General features: G+C 74.0%; 6 protein-coding genes. 5 read left to right on the forward strand and 1 reads right to left on the reverse strand.

Annotated elements, in window-relative coordinates; translation table 11 throughout:
* Positions 1-1,909 (reverse strand): ABC transporter ATP-binding protein (locus AB0I77_RS40690; protein ID WP_363287874.1); only part of this gene is annotated, 1,909 nt, incomplete at its 3' end.
* An 841-nt stretch (positions 1,910-2,750) separates the two neighbouring features.
* Here AB0I77_RS40690 and AB0I77_RS40695 point away from each other — a divergent pair.
* From AB0I77_RS40695 to AB0I77_RS40715, 5 genes are all read left to right on the forward strand, one after another.
* Positions 2,751-6,662, forward strand: coding sequence for an amino acid adenylation domain-containing protein (locus AB0I77_RS40695; RefSeq protein ID WP_363287875.1), 3,912 nt, complete (start codon positions 2,751-2,753; stop codon positions 6,660-6,662).
* Positions 6,662-16,033, forward strand: a complete 9,372-nt coding sequence (locus AB0I77_RS40700; protein WP_363287876.1) for an amino acid adenylation domain-containing protein — start codon at positions 6,662-6,664, stop codon at positions 16,031-16,033. Before AB0I77_RS40695 ends, AB0I77_RS40700 begins: the two co-directional genes overlap by 1 nt.
* A gap of 65 nt (positions 16,034-16,098) precedes the next feature.
* Complete coding sequence (locus AB0I77_RS40705) at positions 16,099-17,208, forward strand: GSCFA domain-containing protein (RefSeq protein WP_363287877.1); 1,110 nt, start codon at positions 16,099-16,101, stop codon at positions 17,206-17,208.
* Positions 17,132-17,854 carry a hypothetical protein gene (locus AB0I77_RS40710; RefSeq protein WP_363287878.1) on the forward strand — a complete coding sequence of 241 codons (723 nt, stop codon included), beginning with the start codon at positions 17,132-17,134 and terminating at the stop codon, positions 17,852-17,854. The genes AB0I77_RS40705 and AB0I77_RS40710 overlap by 77 nt, the downstream gene beginning before the upstream one ends.
* 31 nt (positions 17,855-17,885) lie before the next feature.
* Entirely contained in the window at positions 17,886-18,764 is an 879-nt protein-coding gene (locus AB0I77_RS40715; protein WP_363287879.1) for a TauD/TfdA family dioxygenase, read from the forward strand.
* Positions 18,765-18,766 lie beyond the last annotated feature (2 nt).

The following is an 18,766-nucleotide window of genomic DNA, read 5'->3' on the forward strand; positions in this document are numbered from 1 at the left end:
CCTCCGCGCCGGCGTCCGCCTGTTCGGCTCCGCCCGTCTCGGCGTCCGCGTCCGCCTGTTCGGCTCCGCCCGCCTCCGCGCCGGCGTCCGCCTGTTTGGCTCCGCCCGCCTCCGCGCCGGCGTCCGCCTGTTCGGCTCCGCCCGCCTCCGCGCCCGCGGCCGGCTCCCCGGCCCCGCCCGCCTCCGCGCCCGCGGTCGCCTCCCCGCCCCCGTCCGTCTCGGCGTCCCGCGCCACCAGTGCCCGGTAGCCCGGCTCCTCCGCCAGTAGCCGCCGATGGCTGCCGGTGGCGGCGACCTTCCCGTCCACCAGGTGGAGCACGGTGTCCGCGCGGTCGAGTACGAGCGGGGAGGTGGTGGTGACGACGGTCGTACGACCCCGGCGGGCCTCCCGCAGCCGGTCCGCCACCACCGCCTCCGTGTGCGCGTCGAGCGCCGAGGTCGGCTCGACGGCCAGCAGTACCTCCGGGTCGGCCAGCAGGGCCCGCACCAGCCGAATGCGCTGGCGCTGCCCGCCGGAGATGTTGCGCCCCTGTGCGTCGATCGCCGAGTCGAGCCCGTCCGGCAGGCCCTGTACGACGTCCTCGGCGGCCGCGGCTCGCACGGCCCACATGACGTCAGTGTCGTCGGGGTTCCCGCGCCCCCCGACCAACTCCCGCAGCGGTCCCGCGAACAGGTCGGCCTCGTGGTCGGCGACCAGGATCCGCCCCCGGACCTGCGGCAGCGGCACCGCGTCCAGGCGCACCCCGCCCCAGGTCGCCGTCGACGGCGCGTACCGGCCGAGCCGGTCGACGACGGCCGCCGCGTCGGCGGGCCGGGCCCCGGCCAGGGCGGTCAGCCGCCCGGGCAGCACCCGCACCCCGGACTCCGGGTCGTGCAGCACCGACGGCTCCGCGGGGGCGTCGCACGTCCCGTCGTCCGGCTCCGGCTCCAGCCGCAGCAGTCCTACGACGCGCCGCGCGGCCACCACGCCCCGGCCGAGCTGGTAACCCCAGTCGACGAAGTACCCCACCGGCCGCACCAGCACCGCGACATAGCCGTACACCGACACCAACTCACCGACGGTGATGGTCCCCTGGGCCGCCATCCGGGCCGCCATCCAGGTCACCACCGCGAGGTACAGCGTCGGCAGTCCCACGCCGAGCGCCTGCATCCAGCTGGCCACCGCGCCGACCCGGTACCCCTGCTCGCGCAGTCGCGCCGAGTCGCTGCGGAAGGCGTCGGCGACCAGCCCCTTGCCGCCGAGCCCGTTGAGGACGCGCAGCCCGCCCGCGAGGTCGCCGATCCGCGCGGTCAGCACGCCCTGCCGCTCCCGGTACTCCGACTCCGTGCCCTGCAACCGGCGCATCAACGGCCCGACGAGGACGGCGATCAGCGGCATCCCGAGCAGCACCACCACGGTGAGCCGCGTGGAGACGGACAGCAGCAATCCGGCGACCGCCAGGTAGGCGACGACCGCGCCGACGCCGGGACCGATCACCGTGAGAGCCGAGCTGACCTGCTGCACGTCCCCCACGCCGATCGTCACCACCTCCCCGGCCCCGGACCGCCGCGGCAGCGCGGCCCCCAGCCGCACCGCGTGCTGGACGACGACCTTGACCGTGCGGAAGTTGGCGTCCATCCGCACCCGGGTCATGGTGCGGTGCCGCATGATGCTCAGCCAGGCGTTGAACGTCCCGACCACGACCAACAGGGTCGTCCACCAGGTCAGCGCGCCCAGGTCACCCGTCCCCAGGCCCTCGTCCACGGCCCGGGCCATCAAAAAGGGCGTCGCCGCGAGCAGCACCATCCACACGCTGCCCAGCAGCGCCCCCGCCACCGACCGCCACGGCTGCCGCATCACCAGCCACCACAGATAACGCCAGCCGCCACGACAGTCGGGCGTGCCCGGATCCTCGTACGCGTCGATCATGTGCCCCCGTCACTCTGTCTGGGTTCCTCTTCATGGCCTGGTGGGCGAGGTCCGACGTTACCGAGGGTGAGGACGGTTGCCCATCGAATAACTCGTGCGGCGGTTCGCGTCCGAGGCGGGGCGGCTCAGGGACGGGCGGGGGGCAAGTGGGGGTCAAGGTACGGCAAATTTCTGCTTCATTGGGCGGCCCGAATGGTTTGCCATCGTGTTACGAGGGCTCAATGGTGAATGCGCACAAGCGCTGCCCAGGTGAAGGTACCGGTGTTTGCGGGCGTTTCCCGGGCCGTCCTTCCGCCCAGGTGTGACATTTCTTGTTGGGCGGTCGGCGGGGAGCGGGGCGGGTTTTTGAGGTGAATGGCGGTAACGGGCCGCCCGGGTGCGTCGGCGGGTGTATACGGTCGTGAAGTCAGGTTTGTGGGGCGGGAGTTCGGGGGAGTCGGTGCCCTCTGGAGAGTCTCGTGGAGAAGTTGTCGAAGGCCGTCGGATCGAGTCGCGGTGCCCCCGGCGGCCGAATGCCAGGGGATTGATGCGGCCCGGATTTTTCGTGGTGGTGTGTGTGCTCCGTGCGGCTTTTCCACATGAAAAGAGGGGGCGTTGACAGGGTCTGTCCCGCTGATCAATTATCGCGGTGCGCCCCGGTGGTCCCAGTCGTCGCCGGGGTGAGGTGAGGTGTTCGCGTTCGTGCCGTGCCGGGATCCGGAGGAAAGCTGATGCACGGCATACCCGAGGAAGGTCGCCGGGGTCGCAACCCCGCGTGACGGCAACGTTGTCACGGTGGCGCCCGCTCCACGGAACTGGTGACTTTCATGCCCCGTACCTCGTCAGAGGGGAAGACCGAGCCTTGGCACTGCAAACCACCCCCCACACCCCCCACACCCCCCACGCTCCCGCCTCCTTCGCCCAGCAGCAGTTGTGGTTCCTCTCCCAACTGCCCGGCGCCAACGCCGCGTACAACGAGCCCGTCGCCTTCACTCTGCGCGGGCCACTGGACGCGGAGTGTCTGGGCCGGGCGCTGGATGTGCTGGTGGATCGCCATCAGGCCCTGCGTACCCGTCTCGTGGCCGTCGACGGCGAGGTCCGGCAGGAGATCGATCCGCCCGGCACCGGCTTCGCCCTGGTCACGCGTATCCTCACCGGTCTGTCCGGCGCCGGGGCCGAGGCCCGGCTGGACGCGCTGCGCCGCGAGGAGGCCACGGCACCCTTCGATCTGGCCCGGGGACCGCTGGGCCGGGGATGCCTGGTCGTGCTCGGACCGGAGTGGCATGTCCTGCTCCTGACGTTCCATCACAGCGTGAACGACGGCAAGTCGATCGGCGTGATGTTGGATGAACTCCGCCTGGTCTATGGGGCGTTGCTGCGCGGCGAGCCGGACCCGCTGCCCGCGCTGCCGCTCCAGTACCCCGACTACGCCCTCGCCCAGCGCGCCCGGATCCTCGGCGGGGAACTCGCCGAGGAGGCCGCGTACTGGCAGCGGACCCTGCGGGAGGCGCCGCCGGTGTCCGACGCGCCCGCCGACCGGATGCGGCCCGCCGTGCAGGACCATCGGGGCGGCCGGGTGGAGTTCGCCCTGGACGCCGAGGTGACGGCGGAGCTGCGGGCGCTCGCGCGCCGGCAGGGCGGCACGCTGTTCGTGGCCGTGCTGACCGGCTGGGCGGTCCTGCTCTCCCGGCTCAGCGGCCGGACCGACCTCGTGGTGGGCACTCCCTCGGCCGGCCGCAGCCGTGAGACCGCGCGTCTGATCGGGTTCTTCGTCAACTCCCTTCCGCTGCGGATCGATCTGTCCGGCGAGCCGACCGCCGCGGAGATGCTCACCCGGGTCCGCGGTGTCCTGCGCGGCGCCCTGGACCACCAGGACCTGCCGCTCGAACGGATCGTGGAACTCGTCAACCCGCCGCGCAGCGCGGCCCACACGCCGCTGTTCCAGACGATGTGCGCCTGGGTCCCGGAGCGCCACGGGCTGCTCGACCTGCCCGGCGTCGCGGCGGAGCCGCTCGACATCCCGTACGCGTCGGCCCGGTTCGACCTGACGTTGTCGCTGACCGAGTCCGCAGGCCGGGTCGTGGGCCATCTCGACTACGCCACCGCCCTGTTCGACCGGGAGACCGCCGAACGCTACGTCCGTCACCTGCGCCGCCTGCTGACCGCGATGACCGAGCGGCCCGAGGCCGTCATCGGCGCGCTGGACCTCATGGACGCCGAGGAGCAGCGGCACCTGCTGGCCGACTGGGATGCCGCGGGCACCCCGCCCCCGTCCCGCCATCCGGGCGGAGTCGTCGAACGCTTCCGGGAGCACGTGCTCGTGCGCGGCCCGCAGACCGCGCTGGTGTGCGGGCAGGCGCGGCTGGACTACGCGACGCTGGGCCGGCGAGCGGCCCGTCTCGCCCGCGCCCTCGCCGCCCGCGGGGTACGCCCCGGCCAGGTCGTCGCCCTGCACACGGGACGTACCCCGGAATTCGCCGTCGGTGTGCTCGGCATCCTCGCCGCGGGCGCCGCCTACCTGCCGCTCGACCCGGGCCAGCCGCCCCTGCGCCTCGCGGCGATGGTGGAGGACGCGGCCCCGGCCCTGGTCCTCAGCGACCGAGCCGACCGGCCCGCCGCCTGGTGCGACCTGGCGAGTGTGGAGGCCGAGGCCGACGACGGCCCGCCGCCCGATCTGCCGTACGACGCCTCGCGTCCGGCGTACGTGATCTACACCTCCGGCTCCACCGGGCGGCCCAAGGGCGTGGCCGTCCCCCACGGGAGCGTCGTGAACCTCCTCGACAACTGGGCGGCCCGCATGGGCGACGCCCCCGGAGAGGCCGCCTCCGCATGGACGAGCATCGGGTTCGACGTCTCGGTCCACGAACTGCTGATGCCGCTCACCACCGGCGGTGAACTCCACCTGGTCCCCGACGAGGTGCGCGGCGACCCCGAGGCGCTCATGGCGTGGCTGCGCGAGCACCGCATCGTGCAGGCGTACCTGCCCCCGGCGTACGTCCGGTGGATCGACGAGGACCCCGCGGGCCGACTCGCCGGACTTGGCCTGCGCCGCTTGCTGACCGGCGTGGAGTCCCTGCCCGAGGCCGCGCTGCACCGCATGACCGAGCACCTGCCGGGGCTGCGCGTCTGCTTCGGCTACGGTCCCACGGAGGCGACCGTGTACAGCACCGCCTACTACGACCCGCAGCCGCTGGAGCGGCCCTGCCCCATCGGACGGCCGCTGGCAGGCACCCGGCTCTACCTCCTCGACGCGCGGATGCGGCCGGTCCCCGTCGGCGTCGCCGGCGAGGTCTACCTCGGCGGTGCGAGCCTCGCCGCCGGGTATCTGCACCGGCCCGACCTGACCGACGAACGGTTCCTGCCCGACCCCTTCGTGCCCGGCGAGCGCGTCTACCGCACGGGTGACCTGGCCCACCGCCTGCCCGACGGCACCGCCGTCTACCTCGGACGCGTCGACGACCAGGTCAAACTGCGTGGCTTCCGCATCGAACCGGCCGAGGTCGAGACCGCCCTGCTGACCGTGCCCGGAGTGCGCGAGGCGGCCGTACTGACCGACCGGGACGCGGCGGGCACACCACGCCTGGTCGCCGGCGTCGGCCGCGGCAGCGCCCCCGCCCGCCCCGCGCACGCCTGGCGTGCCGCCCTGGCGGACCGGCTGCCCGACTACATGATCCCGTCGGTCTTCGTCGACCTGCCCGCCCTCCCGTTGAGCCCCAACGGAAAGCTCGACCGGGACGCCCTGCTGCGGCAGGCTGCCGAGGCCGCCCCCGCCCAGGTCAACGTGGCCAGCCCCCGCGACCACGTCGAACTGGCGCTGTACGAGATATGGCGCGACATCCTGCTGCACCCCGACATCGGTGTCCGCGACAGCTTCTTCGACCTCGGCGGCACCAGCCTGTCGGCCATCAAGATGACCCATGCCGTCCGCGAGCGCCTCGGGGTGACCCTCCCGGTCCGTGACGTCCTGCTCCACCCGAGCATCGAGGCGCTCGCCGCCCTCGTCCGCCGGGGCAGTTCGGGCCCCCTGCCGAGCAACCTCATCGCCTTCCGGCCCGGCACCGGCCGTGGCCAGGTCGTCTGTGTGCACCCGGCCGGCGGCACCGCCTTCTGCTACCTGTCCCTGGCCAAGACCCTGCCGGAGAGCATCGGCCTGTACGGCGTCCAGTCGCCCGGAGTGAACCCCGGCGAGGACTTCCTGTCCTCCGTCGAGGAGATGGCCGAGTCCTACCTCCGCCTCGTCCAGCCGCACATCACCGGCCCGCTCGTGCTCACCGGACTGTCGTACGGCGGGCTGATCGCCCACGAGATGGGCCGCCGCCTGGCACGCGCCGGCCGACGCGACGTGAGCGTGGTGCTCCTGGACACCCAGGCCACGGACGATCCCGCCGCGCGCGCCGCCATCACGTCGGTGGACCTGGGGGAGTTCCGCGACAAGCTCGTGAAGTTCAACGGCATGTATCCGGGCATCGACGACGCCCGGATCGACCAGTACTTCCGCATCTACAACCACAACCGGGCCACGGCCCGCGACCACCTCCCCGCACCGTCCCCGGCCCGGCTGGTCCTGGTGCAGGCCACCGGCGGCGGGCCCGACCCCGTGCTGCTCGCCGACGTACGGGCCTTCTGGCAGCGCCGCGCCGAGGGCGCCCACCGCGTCGAGCCCCTGGACTGTGACCACTGGGAAGTACTGGAGAGCCGCGGAGCGCCGCGCGTCGCGCGGATCCTCGACGACGAACTCGCCTCCCTCACACCGGCCTTCATCGGGGAGGCGTGATGGACCGCGACCGTGCAGGGGACGGGCCTCTTTGTACCGGCCATCCGGAGAGCCTCGCGGACGCCGTCCTGCACCGGGCGCGCCGTACTCCGGCCGCCCCCGCCGTCATCGACGGCGACCACGTCCTCGACTACGCCGCCCTGGACCGCCTCAGTGGCGCCGCCGCCCGGGGACTGCGCGAGCGCGGCATCCGCGCGGGACAGGCCGTCGCGGTGTGCCTGCCGCGATCCTGGCAGTTGGTGTGCGTCATGCTCGGCATCCGCCGGGCCGGGGCCACGGTGGTCCCGCTCGACGCGCAGAGCCCCGCGGCGCGCCGCCGTCACGTCCTCGCCGACTCGGCCGCCGCGGCCCTGGTCCATGCCGGACCGGACGCATCGGACGCATCGGACACATCAGGTGTATCGGATGCGCCGGACGCACCGGACACCCCGGCCCCGGTGCAAGCGCTCGATGCCGCCGAACTCCTCGGCACGCCACCCGGCCCCGTCGCTCAGGTGCCGCCCGAGCACGACGCCCCGGCGGCCTTCCTGTTCTACACCTCCGGAACCACCGGCCGCCCCAAGGGAGTAGAGGTCCAGGACTCCGGCATCCTGCGCCTGGCCCGGCCCGGCTGGATCCCCGTGCCCGCGGGCGCCCGGTACGCGAGCGTCTCCAACCCCGCCTTCGACGCGCTCAGTTTCGAGGTGTGGGTGCCCCTGCTGACCGGCGGCACTTGCGTCGTCCTCGCCGACGAACAGATACAGAGCCCGCGCCTCCTGGCGGACACCCTGCGCCAGGCGCGTATCGACGCCCTGTTCGTCACGGCGGCGCTGTTCAACGCGGTCGTCGAGGAGGTGCCGGACTGCTTCTCCACCGTCGCGCGCGTCCTCGTCGGCGGGGAGCAGCTCAACGCCGCCCGCATCCGCCGCTGGTACCGCGACAACCCCGACAGCGCGAGCGAACTCGTCAACGGCTACGGCCCCACCGAGTGCACGACCTTCGCCCTGCACCACCGGATCCCGAGGGACTTCGACGGCGACGTCGTCCCCGTCGGCCGGCCGCTGCCCGACACCGGCGCCCTGCTGGTCGCCGACGGCTCGCGCGGCGCCGCCGACGGCGAGGCCGGCGAACTGTACCTGTCCGGCGCGGGAGTCGCGGCCGGCTACCGCAACCTGCCCGAGGAGACGAACCGCCGCTTCGTCCGCCTGCCCTGGCACGACGAGGGGCGCGCACGCTGGTACCGCACCGGCGACCTCGCCCGCCGCGACGCCTCCGGCCTGATCACCTACGTCGGCCGGACGGACCGGCAGATCAAGCTGCGCGGCTTCCGCGTCGAACCGGCCGAGGTGGAGCGGCAGCTGGCCGCGCACCCCGCCGTGCACCAGGTCCGCGTCTGCACTCGCCGGGACCCCGACGGCGCCCACGAACTGCTGGCCTACCTCGTGCTGCGCGGCGAACTGACCCTGGACGACTACCACCGCCACCTGGCGGCCACCCTGCCGCCGTACATGCATCCGCACCGCACCCACCTCATGGACGCCCTGCCGCGCAACGCCAACGGCAAGGTCGACGAAGCCGCCCTGCTGGACAGCGCCGTGCCGCCCTGGCGCCGCACCCCGCCCGGGCCGGCCGGCGAGGCCACCGACGTCACCGGCCTTCAGCGGGAGCTGCTGGAGATGGCGGAACGCCTTCTGGACCTGCGCGGCCTGCGGCCCGACGACCGGTGGGTGGCCGTCGGCGGCGACTCGCTCAAGGCACTGCGGCTGCGCTTCGAAGTGCGCCGCCGCTGGGGAGTCGACCTGCCCCAGGCACTCCTGCTGCGGGCCGACTTCGCCGCCCTGGCCGACGCCATCGCCGCGGGCGGCACGGCCGTCGTCCACCCGCCTGTGCCCGCCCCGACCGCCCCGACCGCCCCGACCGGCCTGGCGGGCGCGCCGGCCACCTCCGAGCAGGAGCGCCTGTGGCTGTTGCACCGCCGCGACCCGCACGGCCGCGCCTACGATGTGCCGCTCGCCTTCCGCCTGGAGGGCACCCCCGACACCGGCGCCCTGCGCGAGGCCCTGCGCCGGCTCGTGGCCCGGCACCCCGCCCTGCGCACCTCCTTCCGTGCCACCCCCGACGGCCTGCGCCAGGAGATCGCCGCCCCCTACGACCCCTGGGAGCCGTTCCAGGCCCGCGACGGCGAACCCTGGCCGGACGCGGCCCGTCGCTTCTTCGCCCCGGCGTTCGACCTCGCCGAGCCGCGCATGCTGCGGGCCTGCCTGGCCGACACGGCCGACGGCCTGGTCCTGCTGCTGCACCTGCACCACATCGCCGTCGACGGCTGGTCGCTGAACGTGCTGTTCGGTGAGCTGTCCGCCGACTGCGCCCGCGCCGCGGGCGCACCGGACGTCCCACCACCCGACGACGCACCGCGCGCCACCCCCGTCGAGGCGGCCCGGTGGCAGCGGGAGTGGCACCGCAGCCCCGCCTACCGCGACCAACGCCGCTCACTGGCCCGCCACTACGCGGCCCTGGACCGCCCCGCACCCGCCGCACCCGCCGTACCCGCCGGGCCGGGCACGGGGAAGGGCAGGCTGCTGCACAGCGCACTCGGCACCGACCGCCGCGCCCGTCTCGACCGGTTCTGCGCCGAACTGGGGCTGACCCGCTTCCAGGTGCTGCTGGCCGTGTTCGCCTGGAGCCTGTACGGCGTCACGGGCCGAACTCGACCGGTCGTCGCCGCCCCGGTCGCGGGCCGGCCCGTGGCGGAGTTCGAGTCGGCCGTCGGGATGTTCGCCAACACGGTGCTGTTGCCCCTGGAACTGACCCCCGGCCAGGACCTGCGCACCCAACTCGACCGGCAGGCACGCGCCGTCCGACAGGTCATGGAGCACCAGGACGTGACGCTGGCCGACGTCCTGACCGACCACCGCTTCCACGACGACGGCCCGCCCTTCGACTTCCTGTTCGTCCTGGAGAACACCGACTTCGACGCCCTCGCCCTGCCCGGCTGCCGGGTGCGCCCCCTGTGGCCGGAGCCCGCCGAGGCCAAGTGCGCTCTCACCCTCTCCGTCGTCGACTCGGACACCGGCCTCGACTGCCTGTGGGAGTACGCCGACAGTGCCCTCGACGCCGACCGCGTCCGGGCCGCGGCCCGGCTGTTCCGGCGCGGCGTGGACCTTCTCACTCAGGGAGCTCAGGGAACGCAGGGCACCCAGGGAACGCAGGGCACCCAGGACACCCTGGCCGACCTCGTCGCGCCCTACCGGCGCACCCTGCCCGACCATGGCCGGGGCCCCAGCGCGACGCCCGCCTTCACCACGGTCGCCGACGGCTTCGCCCGCCAGGTCCGCCGTACGCCCGACGCACCCGCCGTCACCATCGGTGACCGCCGGCTGACCTATGCCGAACTCGACGCGCACGCCGCGGCGTTGGCGGCCCGGCTGCCGGTGCCGTCCGATCCGGCCGCGCCGGCCCGCGTGGCCCTGTATCTGCCGCCGTCGGCCGAGCACGTGGTCGCGCTGCTGGCCGCGGCCCTCCGAAACGTCACCGTCGTACCGCTCGATCCGTCCTATCCGCCCGCGCTGCTGCGGCAGATCCTCGACCGGGCCGCCCCCCGCTGCCTTCTGGTGACGCCCGGCGGGCAGGCGGACGCCGACGCCGTCGCGCCGGCCGGACTGCCCCGGCTCACCGTCGACCTGTCCGCCCCCGCGCCCGCCGGCCCCGATCCCGAGCCGCACGCGGGCTCGCGGCCGCTGTACACGCTGTTCACCTCCGGTTCCACCGGCACCCCCAAGGGCGTCGACGTCCCCGACCGCACGCTGTGCAACCTGCTGCACTGGCAGAGCGAGCACGGCGGCCTCGTCGGCCCCGCGGTCACCCAGCAGTTCTCCGCGCTGTCCTTCGACGTGTCCTTCCAGGAGATCCTGACCACGCTGTGCTCCGGAGGATGCCTGCACCTGGTGCGCCCCGCCTGGCGGCAGGACATGCCGGCGCTGCTGGAACAGCTGGAGACGGCCCGCGTCGAACGTCTCTTCCTTCCCTACGTGGCACTGCAACTGCTCGCCGAGCACGGCACCCGTCTCGGCCGCTACCCCTCCCGGCTGCGTGAGGTGATCACGGCGGGGGAACAGCTGGTGTGCACCGAGGCGATCCGCGGCTGGTTCGCCGGGCTGCCCGGGGCCCGGCTGTTCAACCACTACGGCCCCACCGAGACGCACGTCGTCAGCGGCCTGTGCCTGGACGGCGACCCGGCCTCGTGGCCGCTGCGGCCCGCCATCGGACGGCCCGTGTCCAACGCCGTGCTGCGCGTCGTCGACGAGGCCGGCGAGCCCGTCCCGCCGGGCGCCACCGGACACCTCCTGATCGGCGGACCGATGGCCGCGCCCTGCTACCTCGGCGCTCCCGACCTCGACCGGGAACGGTTCACCGAACTGCCCGGGACCGGCACCTTCTACCGCACCGGCGACCTCGCCCACGTCGATGCCGAAGGGCTGTTCCACTACGCCGGCCGCGACGACGACCAGATCAAACTCAGCGGTCACCGGCTGGAGCTGGGCCAGGTCGAGGCCGCCCTGCTCCAGCACCCGGGGATCGTGGGCGCGGCCGTCGCCCGGGACGGCGACGCGCTCGTCGCCGTCCTCCAGTGCAGGGGCGAGAGCGACCCGGCCACCGAGGAACTGACCGCCCACCTCGCCGAGTTGCTGCCCTCGTACGTCCGGATCCGCGAATTCCGCCGAGTGACCGCCCTGCCGCGCACCCCCAGCGGCAAACTCGACCGCAGAGCCGCCCTCCTGGCCGAGGGCCGACGGCTGCGGACCGCCGGCACCGCGTCCGCGCGCCCCGTCTCGGCGCAGGAGGCCCGGCTGTGCGAGCTGTTCTCCGCCGTGACCGGCAAACCCGTCGCACCGGACCAGCGGTTCTTCGACGCCGGCGCCACCAGCCTGGACCTCATGCGCTTCCACCTGCGCTGCGGCACCGACCTGGGACTCGCGTTCACGGTGGCCGACCTCTTCGAACACGTCACCGTGCGCCGCCTGAGCCGGTTCCTCTCGACGGCGACGCGTCCATCCGGCGGCCTTCGGGCACAGGTGGAGCCGGAGGACACCGGCGCCGACCCCATCGCGATCGTCGGCATGGCCGTACGCCTGCCCGGCGCGAGCGACCTCGCCGCCTTCTGGCGTCTGGTGGAGACCGGCGGCAGCGGCATCGAGCACTTCCCCGCGGCCGACGGGCTCGTCGGCGCCCGCAGCCAGCTGGACGGACCGCTCGCCTTCGACCCGGACCGGTTCGGCATCAGCCGCCAGGACGCCGGCCTCATGGACCCCCAGCAGCGCCATCTGCTGATGAGCTGCGCCGAGGCGCTCGCCCACGCGGGCATCGCCGACCCCGGCGCCCTGCGCGTCGGCCTGGTCGCCGGCTGCGGCGAGAACACGTACTTCCAGGCGATGCTGCGCGAGGCCGAGCCGGGGAGCCTGCCGGACGGTTTCCGGCTGGCTCTGCACCACGACAAGGACTTCCTCGCCACGAAGACGGCCTACCACCTGGGCCTGACCGGCCCGGCCTTCACCGTGCAGGCGGCCTGTGCCTCCTCACTGGTGGGCGTCCACGTCGCGGCCGGGATGCTGCGCCAGGGCGACGCCGACGTGATGCTCGCCGGCGGTGTCCTCGTCGACACCGAGCTGACCGACGGCTACACCTACCGCCCCCAGCACATCTTCTCCCCGGACGGCCACTGCCGGCCCTTCAGCGACGACGCGGCCGGCACGATCGGCGGCAGCGGGGTCGGCGTCGTGGTCCTCAAGCCCTTGGCGCGGGCCCGCCGCGAGGGTGACACCGTCTACGCGGTCCTCACCGGCTCCGCCCTGAACAACGACGGCTCGGCCAAGCTCGGCTACAGCGCCCCCTCGCTCGCCGGACAGCGCGAGGTGATCCGCACGGCTCTGCGGCGCAGTGGCCGGGACGCCCGCGACATCGGCTACGTCGAGGCCCACGGCACCGGCACCCGTCTGGGGGACCCCGTGGAAGTGGCCGCGCTGCGGCAGGCCTACGGCCTGACCGACTCCGCGACCTGCGCGTTGTCCTCCGTCAAGAGCCAGCTCGGGCACCTGGGCGCCGCCGCGGGCGTGGTGGGCCTGGTCCGCGCCACGCTGGCCGTGCACCACGGCCTGATCCCGCCGACCGTCGGTTTTAGGCGGCTCAACCCGGAGATCGGGGACGACCCGACGCCCTTCCACGTCCCCGCGGCCGCCGCACCCTGGCCGCCCGGCCGGCCGCGCGTCGCCGCCGTGAGCAGTTTCGGCATCGGCGGCACCAATGCGCATGCGGTGGTGGAACACCGTCCGGATCGGGGGCCTGCTGTGGACCCGGACCCGGACCCGGACGCGGACCCGGACGCGGCCCCGGGTCCGCACCGCGACCGCGCCCCGGATGCCTCCGCGATGCCGGCCGCCCTCCCGTGCCTGGTGCTGTCCGCGCACAGCGCCAGTGCGCTGCGCGCGGACGCCCGTCGCATCGCCGGCCACCTGACCGGCCGCCCGGAGAGCTACCCGCAGGTGCTGCGCCACCTCCAGGCGGGCCGCCCGGCCCTCGCCGAGCGCGCGGCGGCCGTCTGCCGCGACGCCGGGTCGGCCGTGGCCTGGCTGCGGACGGTGAGTACGGCGACCCCCGATGCGCCGGCGAAGGGGGCGGACGACACGACGGCACCCCGCGTGAGCGCCGCCGACACCACCCCGGAGGCCCTGGCCGAGGCGTGGACCCGGGGAGCCCGCGTCGACTGGCCCGTCGGCCCCGCCCAGGCGCCCTGGGACTTCCCGCCGCCCGCCTTCGACCTGTCCGACCACGATTTCCCCCGTGCCGCGGCCGGATCGGCCGACATACCGGCCGGCGTACCGGCGAGGGCCGCGCAGGAGCACTGGCTGTACCAGAGCCAGTGGGTGCGGACGCGGCGTGCCGCCGAACCCGCCGTCACGCCCTCCGCACGCGTCCTGGTCGTCGTCACCGACGACCCCGGGGCCCCGGAACGCTGGAAGGGCGCCGCCCGCCAGCACGCACGGACCGTCCACGTCACCGCCGCCGAGACCTACGCCCGCCTCGCGCCCGATCACTACGCGGCCGACCCCACCGACCCCGCATCCCTGGCCCGGGTCCTCGGCGAGGTCGCCCGCGAGGCGCCGGACGGCGTGGACTGGCTGCACGCCCTGCCCCTCGGCGTCGAGGGGACCGTCGACGAGCGGTCGCTGGACCACGCCCGGCGGACCTGTCTCGACGCCCCGGCGGCTCTGTGCCAGGCACTGGCCGGCCTGCCGGAGGAACGACGGCCCCGCGTGTGGTGGCTCTCCCACGAGGCGCAGCCGGTCACCGAGCGCGTGCACCGGCCCGAACTCGGCCTGCTGGCAGCCGCGGTGGAGGTTCCACGACAGGAACTCGGCCTGCGTACCCGGTGGATCGACCTGCCGAGCGGCGAACCCGACGACTGGGCACACCTGTTGCCCCTCGCCCTCGCCCTCGCCGAGGACGCGCCCGAGACGCGCCTCGCTCTGCGGGACGGCTACTGGTGGCGTGCCACCCGGCAGCCGGTCCCGAACGCCCCGCGCGCCTCGGGCACCGCGGCGGTCACGGGCAGCGGCACCCACCTCGTGCTCGGCGGCACCGGCGGAATCGGCAGCGCCATCGCCGGCTGGCTCCTGGAACGCTCCGCGGGCCGCGTCGTCCTGCTCGCCCGCCGTCCGCAGCTGCCGCGCGCCCTGCGGCCGTGGGCGGCGCGCGTCACGGTCGTCGCCGCCGACCTGGGCGAGGACCCGCTCGACGACATCCTGACGCGGCTCGCCCCGCACCTCGACGGCCTCGACGGCCTCGACGGAGTCATCCACGCCGCGGGCACCGCCGCCGGCGGCCTCCTCGTACGCCGGGACGGTGGCGCGATGTGGCGCGCCACGCGGGGAAAACTTCGTGGCGCGCTCCTCATGGAACGCCTGATCGCCGACCGCCGCCCCGCCTACGCCCTCTACTGCTCGTCCATGTCCGCGGTACTCGGAGGTGTCGGCCAGTTCGACTACGCGGCCGCGAACGCCGTCCTGGACGCCTTCGCCCACCACGGCCCCGGCGACGGCGACGCCACCATGCGGCTGGGCATCGGATGGGACGTGTGGCGGGACGCCGGCCTGGCCCTCGACGTCCTGGGCGCCGACGCCCGCCACCAGGCGCACCTCGCGGTCGGCCTGACCACCGCCGAGGCCTTGCGCGTCCTTGAGACGGCCGTCGACCTGCAATTGCCGCACCTGTCGGTGTCCACGACCCCGCTGGAGGAATCCCGGTACTTCTACGAACCGACCGGGGTGGCGGAGGCGTCCGGGCCGACCGGGCAGGTGAACACGCAGGTACGTGCGGCGCAAGCCCCGCAGCAAGCCCCACCGCAGGACCCCACCGCCGAACTCACCACCGCCCTCTGCCGGCTCCTCGGCGTCGACGCCCTCGACCCGGCCGGCTGCCTCTACGACCTCGGCGCCGACTCCCTGACCCTGCTCGACCTGCTCTCGGAGGTGAAGCGGCTGTACGGCGTCGACCTCGACCTCGCCCACCTCGGCCACCGGGTCAGCCTGAACGAGATCCTGGCCCGCCTCGACCACCCCACCACCGTGACCTCGGGCGAGGACGCGGTGAGCGTCGAGGTCTGGCAGCAGGGGGAGGGGCACGACGTGCTGTGCCTGGTGCACCCGGTCGGCGGAGACATCCAGGCGTACCGGCCACTGGTGTCGGCCCTCGACCCCCGCTCGACGGTGTGCCTCGTCCCCGACCCGGCCCTGCGCGACCCCGCACTGCCGGCCTGGTCGGTCACGGAGCGCGCGGCCCGCTACCACGCCGCGCTGCACGCCCGCTTCTCCGGCCCCGACACGCGGTTCCGGCTCGCCGGCTGGTCGTTCGGTGCCTGGATCGCGGTGTCCATGGCCGCCGAGGCGGAAGCCGCGGGACGCCCCGCCGGACACCTCTACCTGCTCGACCCGCCCTCGCCGGACGCCGGGCCGGTCCTGGGCGGCTACGACGAGGACGCCGTCCGCGCGGTGTTCGCCCACGAACTGCGCGGCAACGCCGGTCCCGACAGGCCCACCGCACCCGCGGACGCCTACGCCGAACGCCTCGCCCAGTGCTGCCGGGCGAACCTCACCGCCATGGCCGCCCACCGCCCCCCGCGGCTGATCCGCACCCCGAGCACCCTGTGGCTGGCGACCAGGCCCATGACGGACCCATCGGCCACCCTGCCCGGTGCCGCGCACACGACGGCACGGACGGCAGGGAAGTGGGCTTCGCTGCTGCGGGGCCCGTCGACCGTGCACCACGTCGACACCACGCACTACGAACTCGTCGCGGCCCCGCACGCCGAGCACATCGCCCGGACGATGAACGCCACCTGACGCACCGTCATCCGCCGTTCACCGTTCACCGTGAAGAGGACGAAGAGGACCAGGAAGAGACCACCGTGCACCCCTACGCATCCCTCCCGTCTCGCTCCTTCTGGCGCTCCGCGGTCGGCGAGCGCTCCCCCGACGCCATCACCGGCCTGTGGAGCCCCGCCTTCCCCATCGGCCAGGACGAACCCGTGCTCACCGTCGGCTCCTGCTTCGCCCGCCACATCGGCCCCGCGCTGCTGGCGGAGGGCATGAACTGGTACGACGCCGAGCCCCCACCCCCGGGCCTGACCGTCGCCGAACGCGACGCACGGCACTACGGCCACTTCTCCTTCCGTACCGGCAACGTCTACAACGCCGCGGCTCTGCTGCAGTGGCTGGCCTGGGCGTTCGGCGAGAGCACACCTCCGGACGAGGTGTGGGAGCAGGACGGCCGCTTCTTCGACCCCTGCCGCCCCGCCGTCGAACCCGACGGCCACGCCACGCCCGACGCCGTCCTGGCCGCGCGCGAGCACACCCTGGCGGCCATCCGCACCGCCGTCGCGAAGGCCGGCTGCCTGATCTTCACCCTGGGCCTGACCGAGGCCTGGCGCGACCGCGCCACCGGCACCGTCCACCAGGTCTGCCCGGGAACGGTCCGCGGCCGTTTCGACCCCGACCGGCATGTCTTCCACAACTTCACCGTGGCCGAGGTGCACCGGGACCTGACCGCGGCCGTCGCCCTGGCCCGCCGCGCCAACCCCGGCCTGCGCGTACTGCTGACCGTGTCCCCGGTGCCGCTGACCGCGACGGCCACGGCGGGCCACGCCCTGACCGCCACGACCTACTCCAAGTCCGTGCTGCGGGCGGCGGCCGGCCAACTGGCCCAGGAACTCGACCACGTCGACTACTTCCCGGCGTACGAGATCGTCACCGGCCACCCTTTCAAGGCCGCCTGCTACGAGCCCAACCTGCGCACCGTCAGCCCCGACGGCGTCGCCGTCGTGATGCGCCACTTCTTCGACGCCCTGCACGGCGACGACGCCCCTCACGGCCAGGGCGAGGCGGCCGAACCGCGCCCCGCCGCCCGCCGTGCCCCCGCCGACCGAGGAGAGGACCTCTGGTGTGAAGACGCCGTACTCGACTACTACGACCGCGGTGGGCGCCACCGGCACTCCGGCGAGGTTCCTCCTGCTCGGTGACTCCCACGCCGGAGCCGTCGGACGCGCCGCCCAGGCCGCCGGCCTGCCGTTCCAGGGCGGACCGGTCGGCTCCGGCCGTGAGTTCAACGCGGACTTCTTCGATGTCGATCCGCGCGGCGGCGACGTCGTCTTCCGCGACACGGAGGCCGACCGCCGCTACCGCGGTTTCCTGGACGCCCTCGGCGTCGACGGCCTCGACCGGCTGCCGATCCCCCTGGTGTGCACCTTCGGCCTGAGCATGCACACGCTCGCCACCACCGAGTACTGGCGGATCTACCGCGACCCCCGCGGAGTGTTCGCCCCCGGCTTCCTCACCGCGGGCCTCTTCGCCGACATCGTGCGCACCATGGTCCGCGGCGCCCTCGCCTTCTACGCCCACGCCCTCGACCTGGGCCTGCGCGTCCTCGCGGTACTGCCGCCCCAGCGGGTGCCCGGCATGTCCGACCCGGACGTCTTCCTCGCCGCCCAGGAGACCGTCCGGGGCGAACTCGAGCGTCTCGGCGTCGAACTCGTCGACCTGCGGCCCCGCGTCACCGACGCGACCGGTTTCCAGCGGCCGGCGTTCTGCGAGGCCGCCGACACCATCCACGGCAACCTCGCCTTCGGCCGCCTGATCGTGCACGACCTGCTCGCCCGGGGACTGTGACCCCGGCCCCACCCCTCAGGAGGACCAGACCATGGACCAGTTCGCACTGGATGCCCTGGAGCGCATCACCACCCGGCCCCAAGAGCCCTACCGCACCTTCGCCCTCGCCCCGCTCACGCCGGTCCTCGGCGCCGAGATCTCCGGCCTCGACCTGACCAAGGAACTCACTTCCGAGCAGGAGGAAGAGGTCAAACGGGCCTTCCTCGCCCACCACGTCCTCGTCTTCCGCGACCAGCACCTCGCCCCCGAGGACCACAAGCGGTTCGCCGCCCTGTTCGGCCCGCTCCACCCCGTGGCGCTGCCGGCCGAGGACAGCGACCCGTACATCCTGGAGATCAGCGCCGACAGCAAGTCCCGCGAGGTCGCCGGCAACGGCTGGCACGCCGACGGCACCGCCGACATCGAACCCTCCCTCGGCTCCATGCTCCACATCACCCGCATCCCGGAGACCGGCAGCGGCGGCGACACCATGTTCGCCAACATGCACCTCGCCTACGACCTGCTCTCCCCGGCGCTGCGGACCTTCCTGGACAGCCTCACCGCCCTCCACGACGGCGCCCGGCCCTGGCAACTCGCGGGCCAGACCCCGCCGGCCGAGTACGACGTCCCGCGCACCGAGCACCCGGTCGTCGTCCGCCACCCCGAAACCAGCCGCAAACTCCTGTTCGTCAACGCCCCCTACACCTCCCGCATCACCCAGCTCTCCGCCGCCGAGAGCACGGCCCTCCTCGACCTGCTCCATGCCCACGTCGCCGGCACGCCCCTGCTGCACTGCCGGGTCCGCTGGCAGCCGAACACCCTCGTCTTCTGGGACAACCGCTGCGTCCAGCACCACGCCATCTGGGACTACTACCCCCACTCCCGATACGGCCGGCGCATCGCCATCGACGGCACCCGCCCCCGGGCCTGAGC

The organism is Streptomyces sp. NPDC050619 (assembly GCF_040654815.1).
Classification (GTDB): domain Bacteria; phylum Actinomycetota; class Actinomycetes; order Streptomycetales; family Streptomycetaceae; genus Streptomyces.

Coding starts and splice junctions, on each gene's coding strand:
- AB0I77_RS40700 (WP_363287876.1), top strand. CDS start 6,662: ATGGACCGCGACCGTGCAGGGGACGGGCCTCTTTGTACCGGCCATCCG.
- AB0I77_RS40715 (WP_363287879.1), top strand. CDS start 17,886: ATGGACCAGTTCGCACTGGATGCCCTGGAGCGCATCACCACCCGGCCC.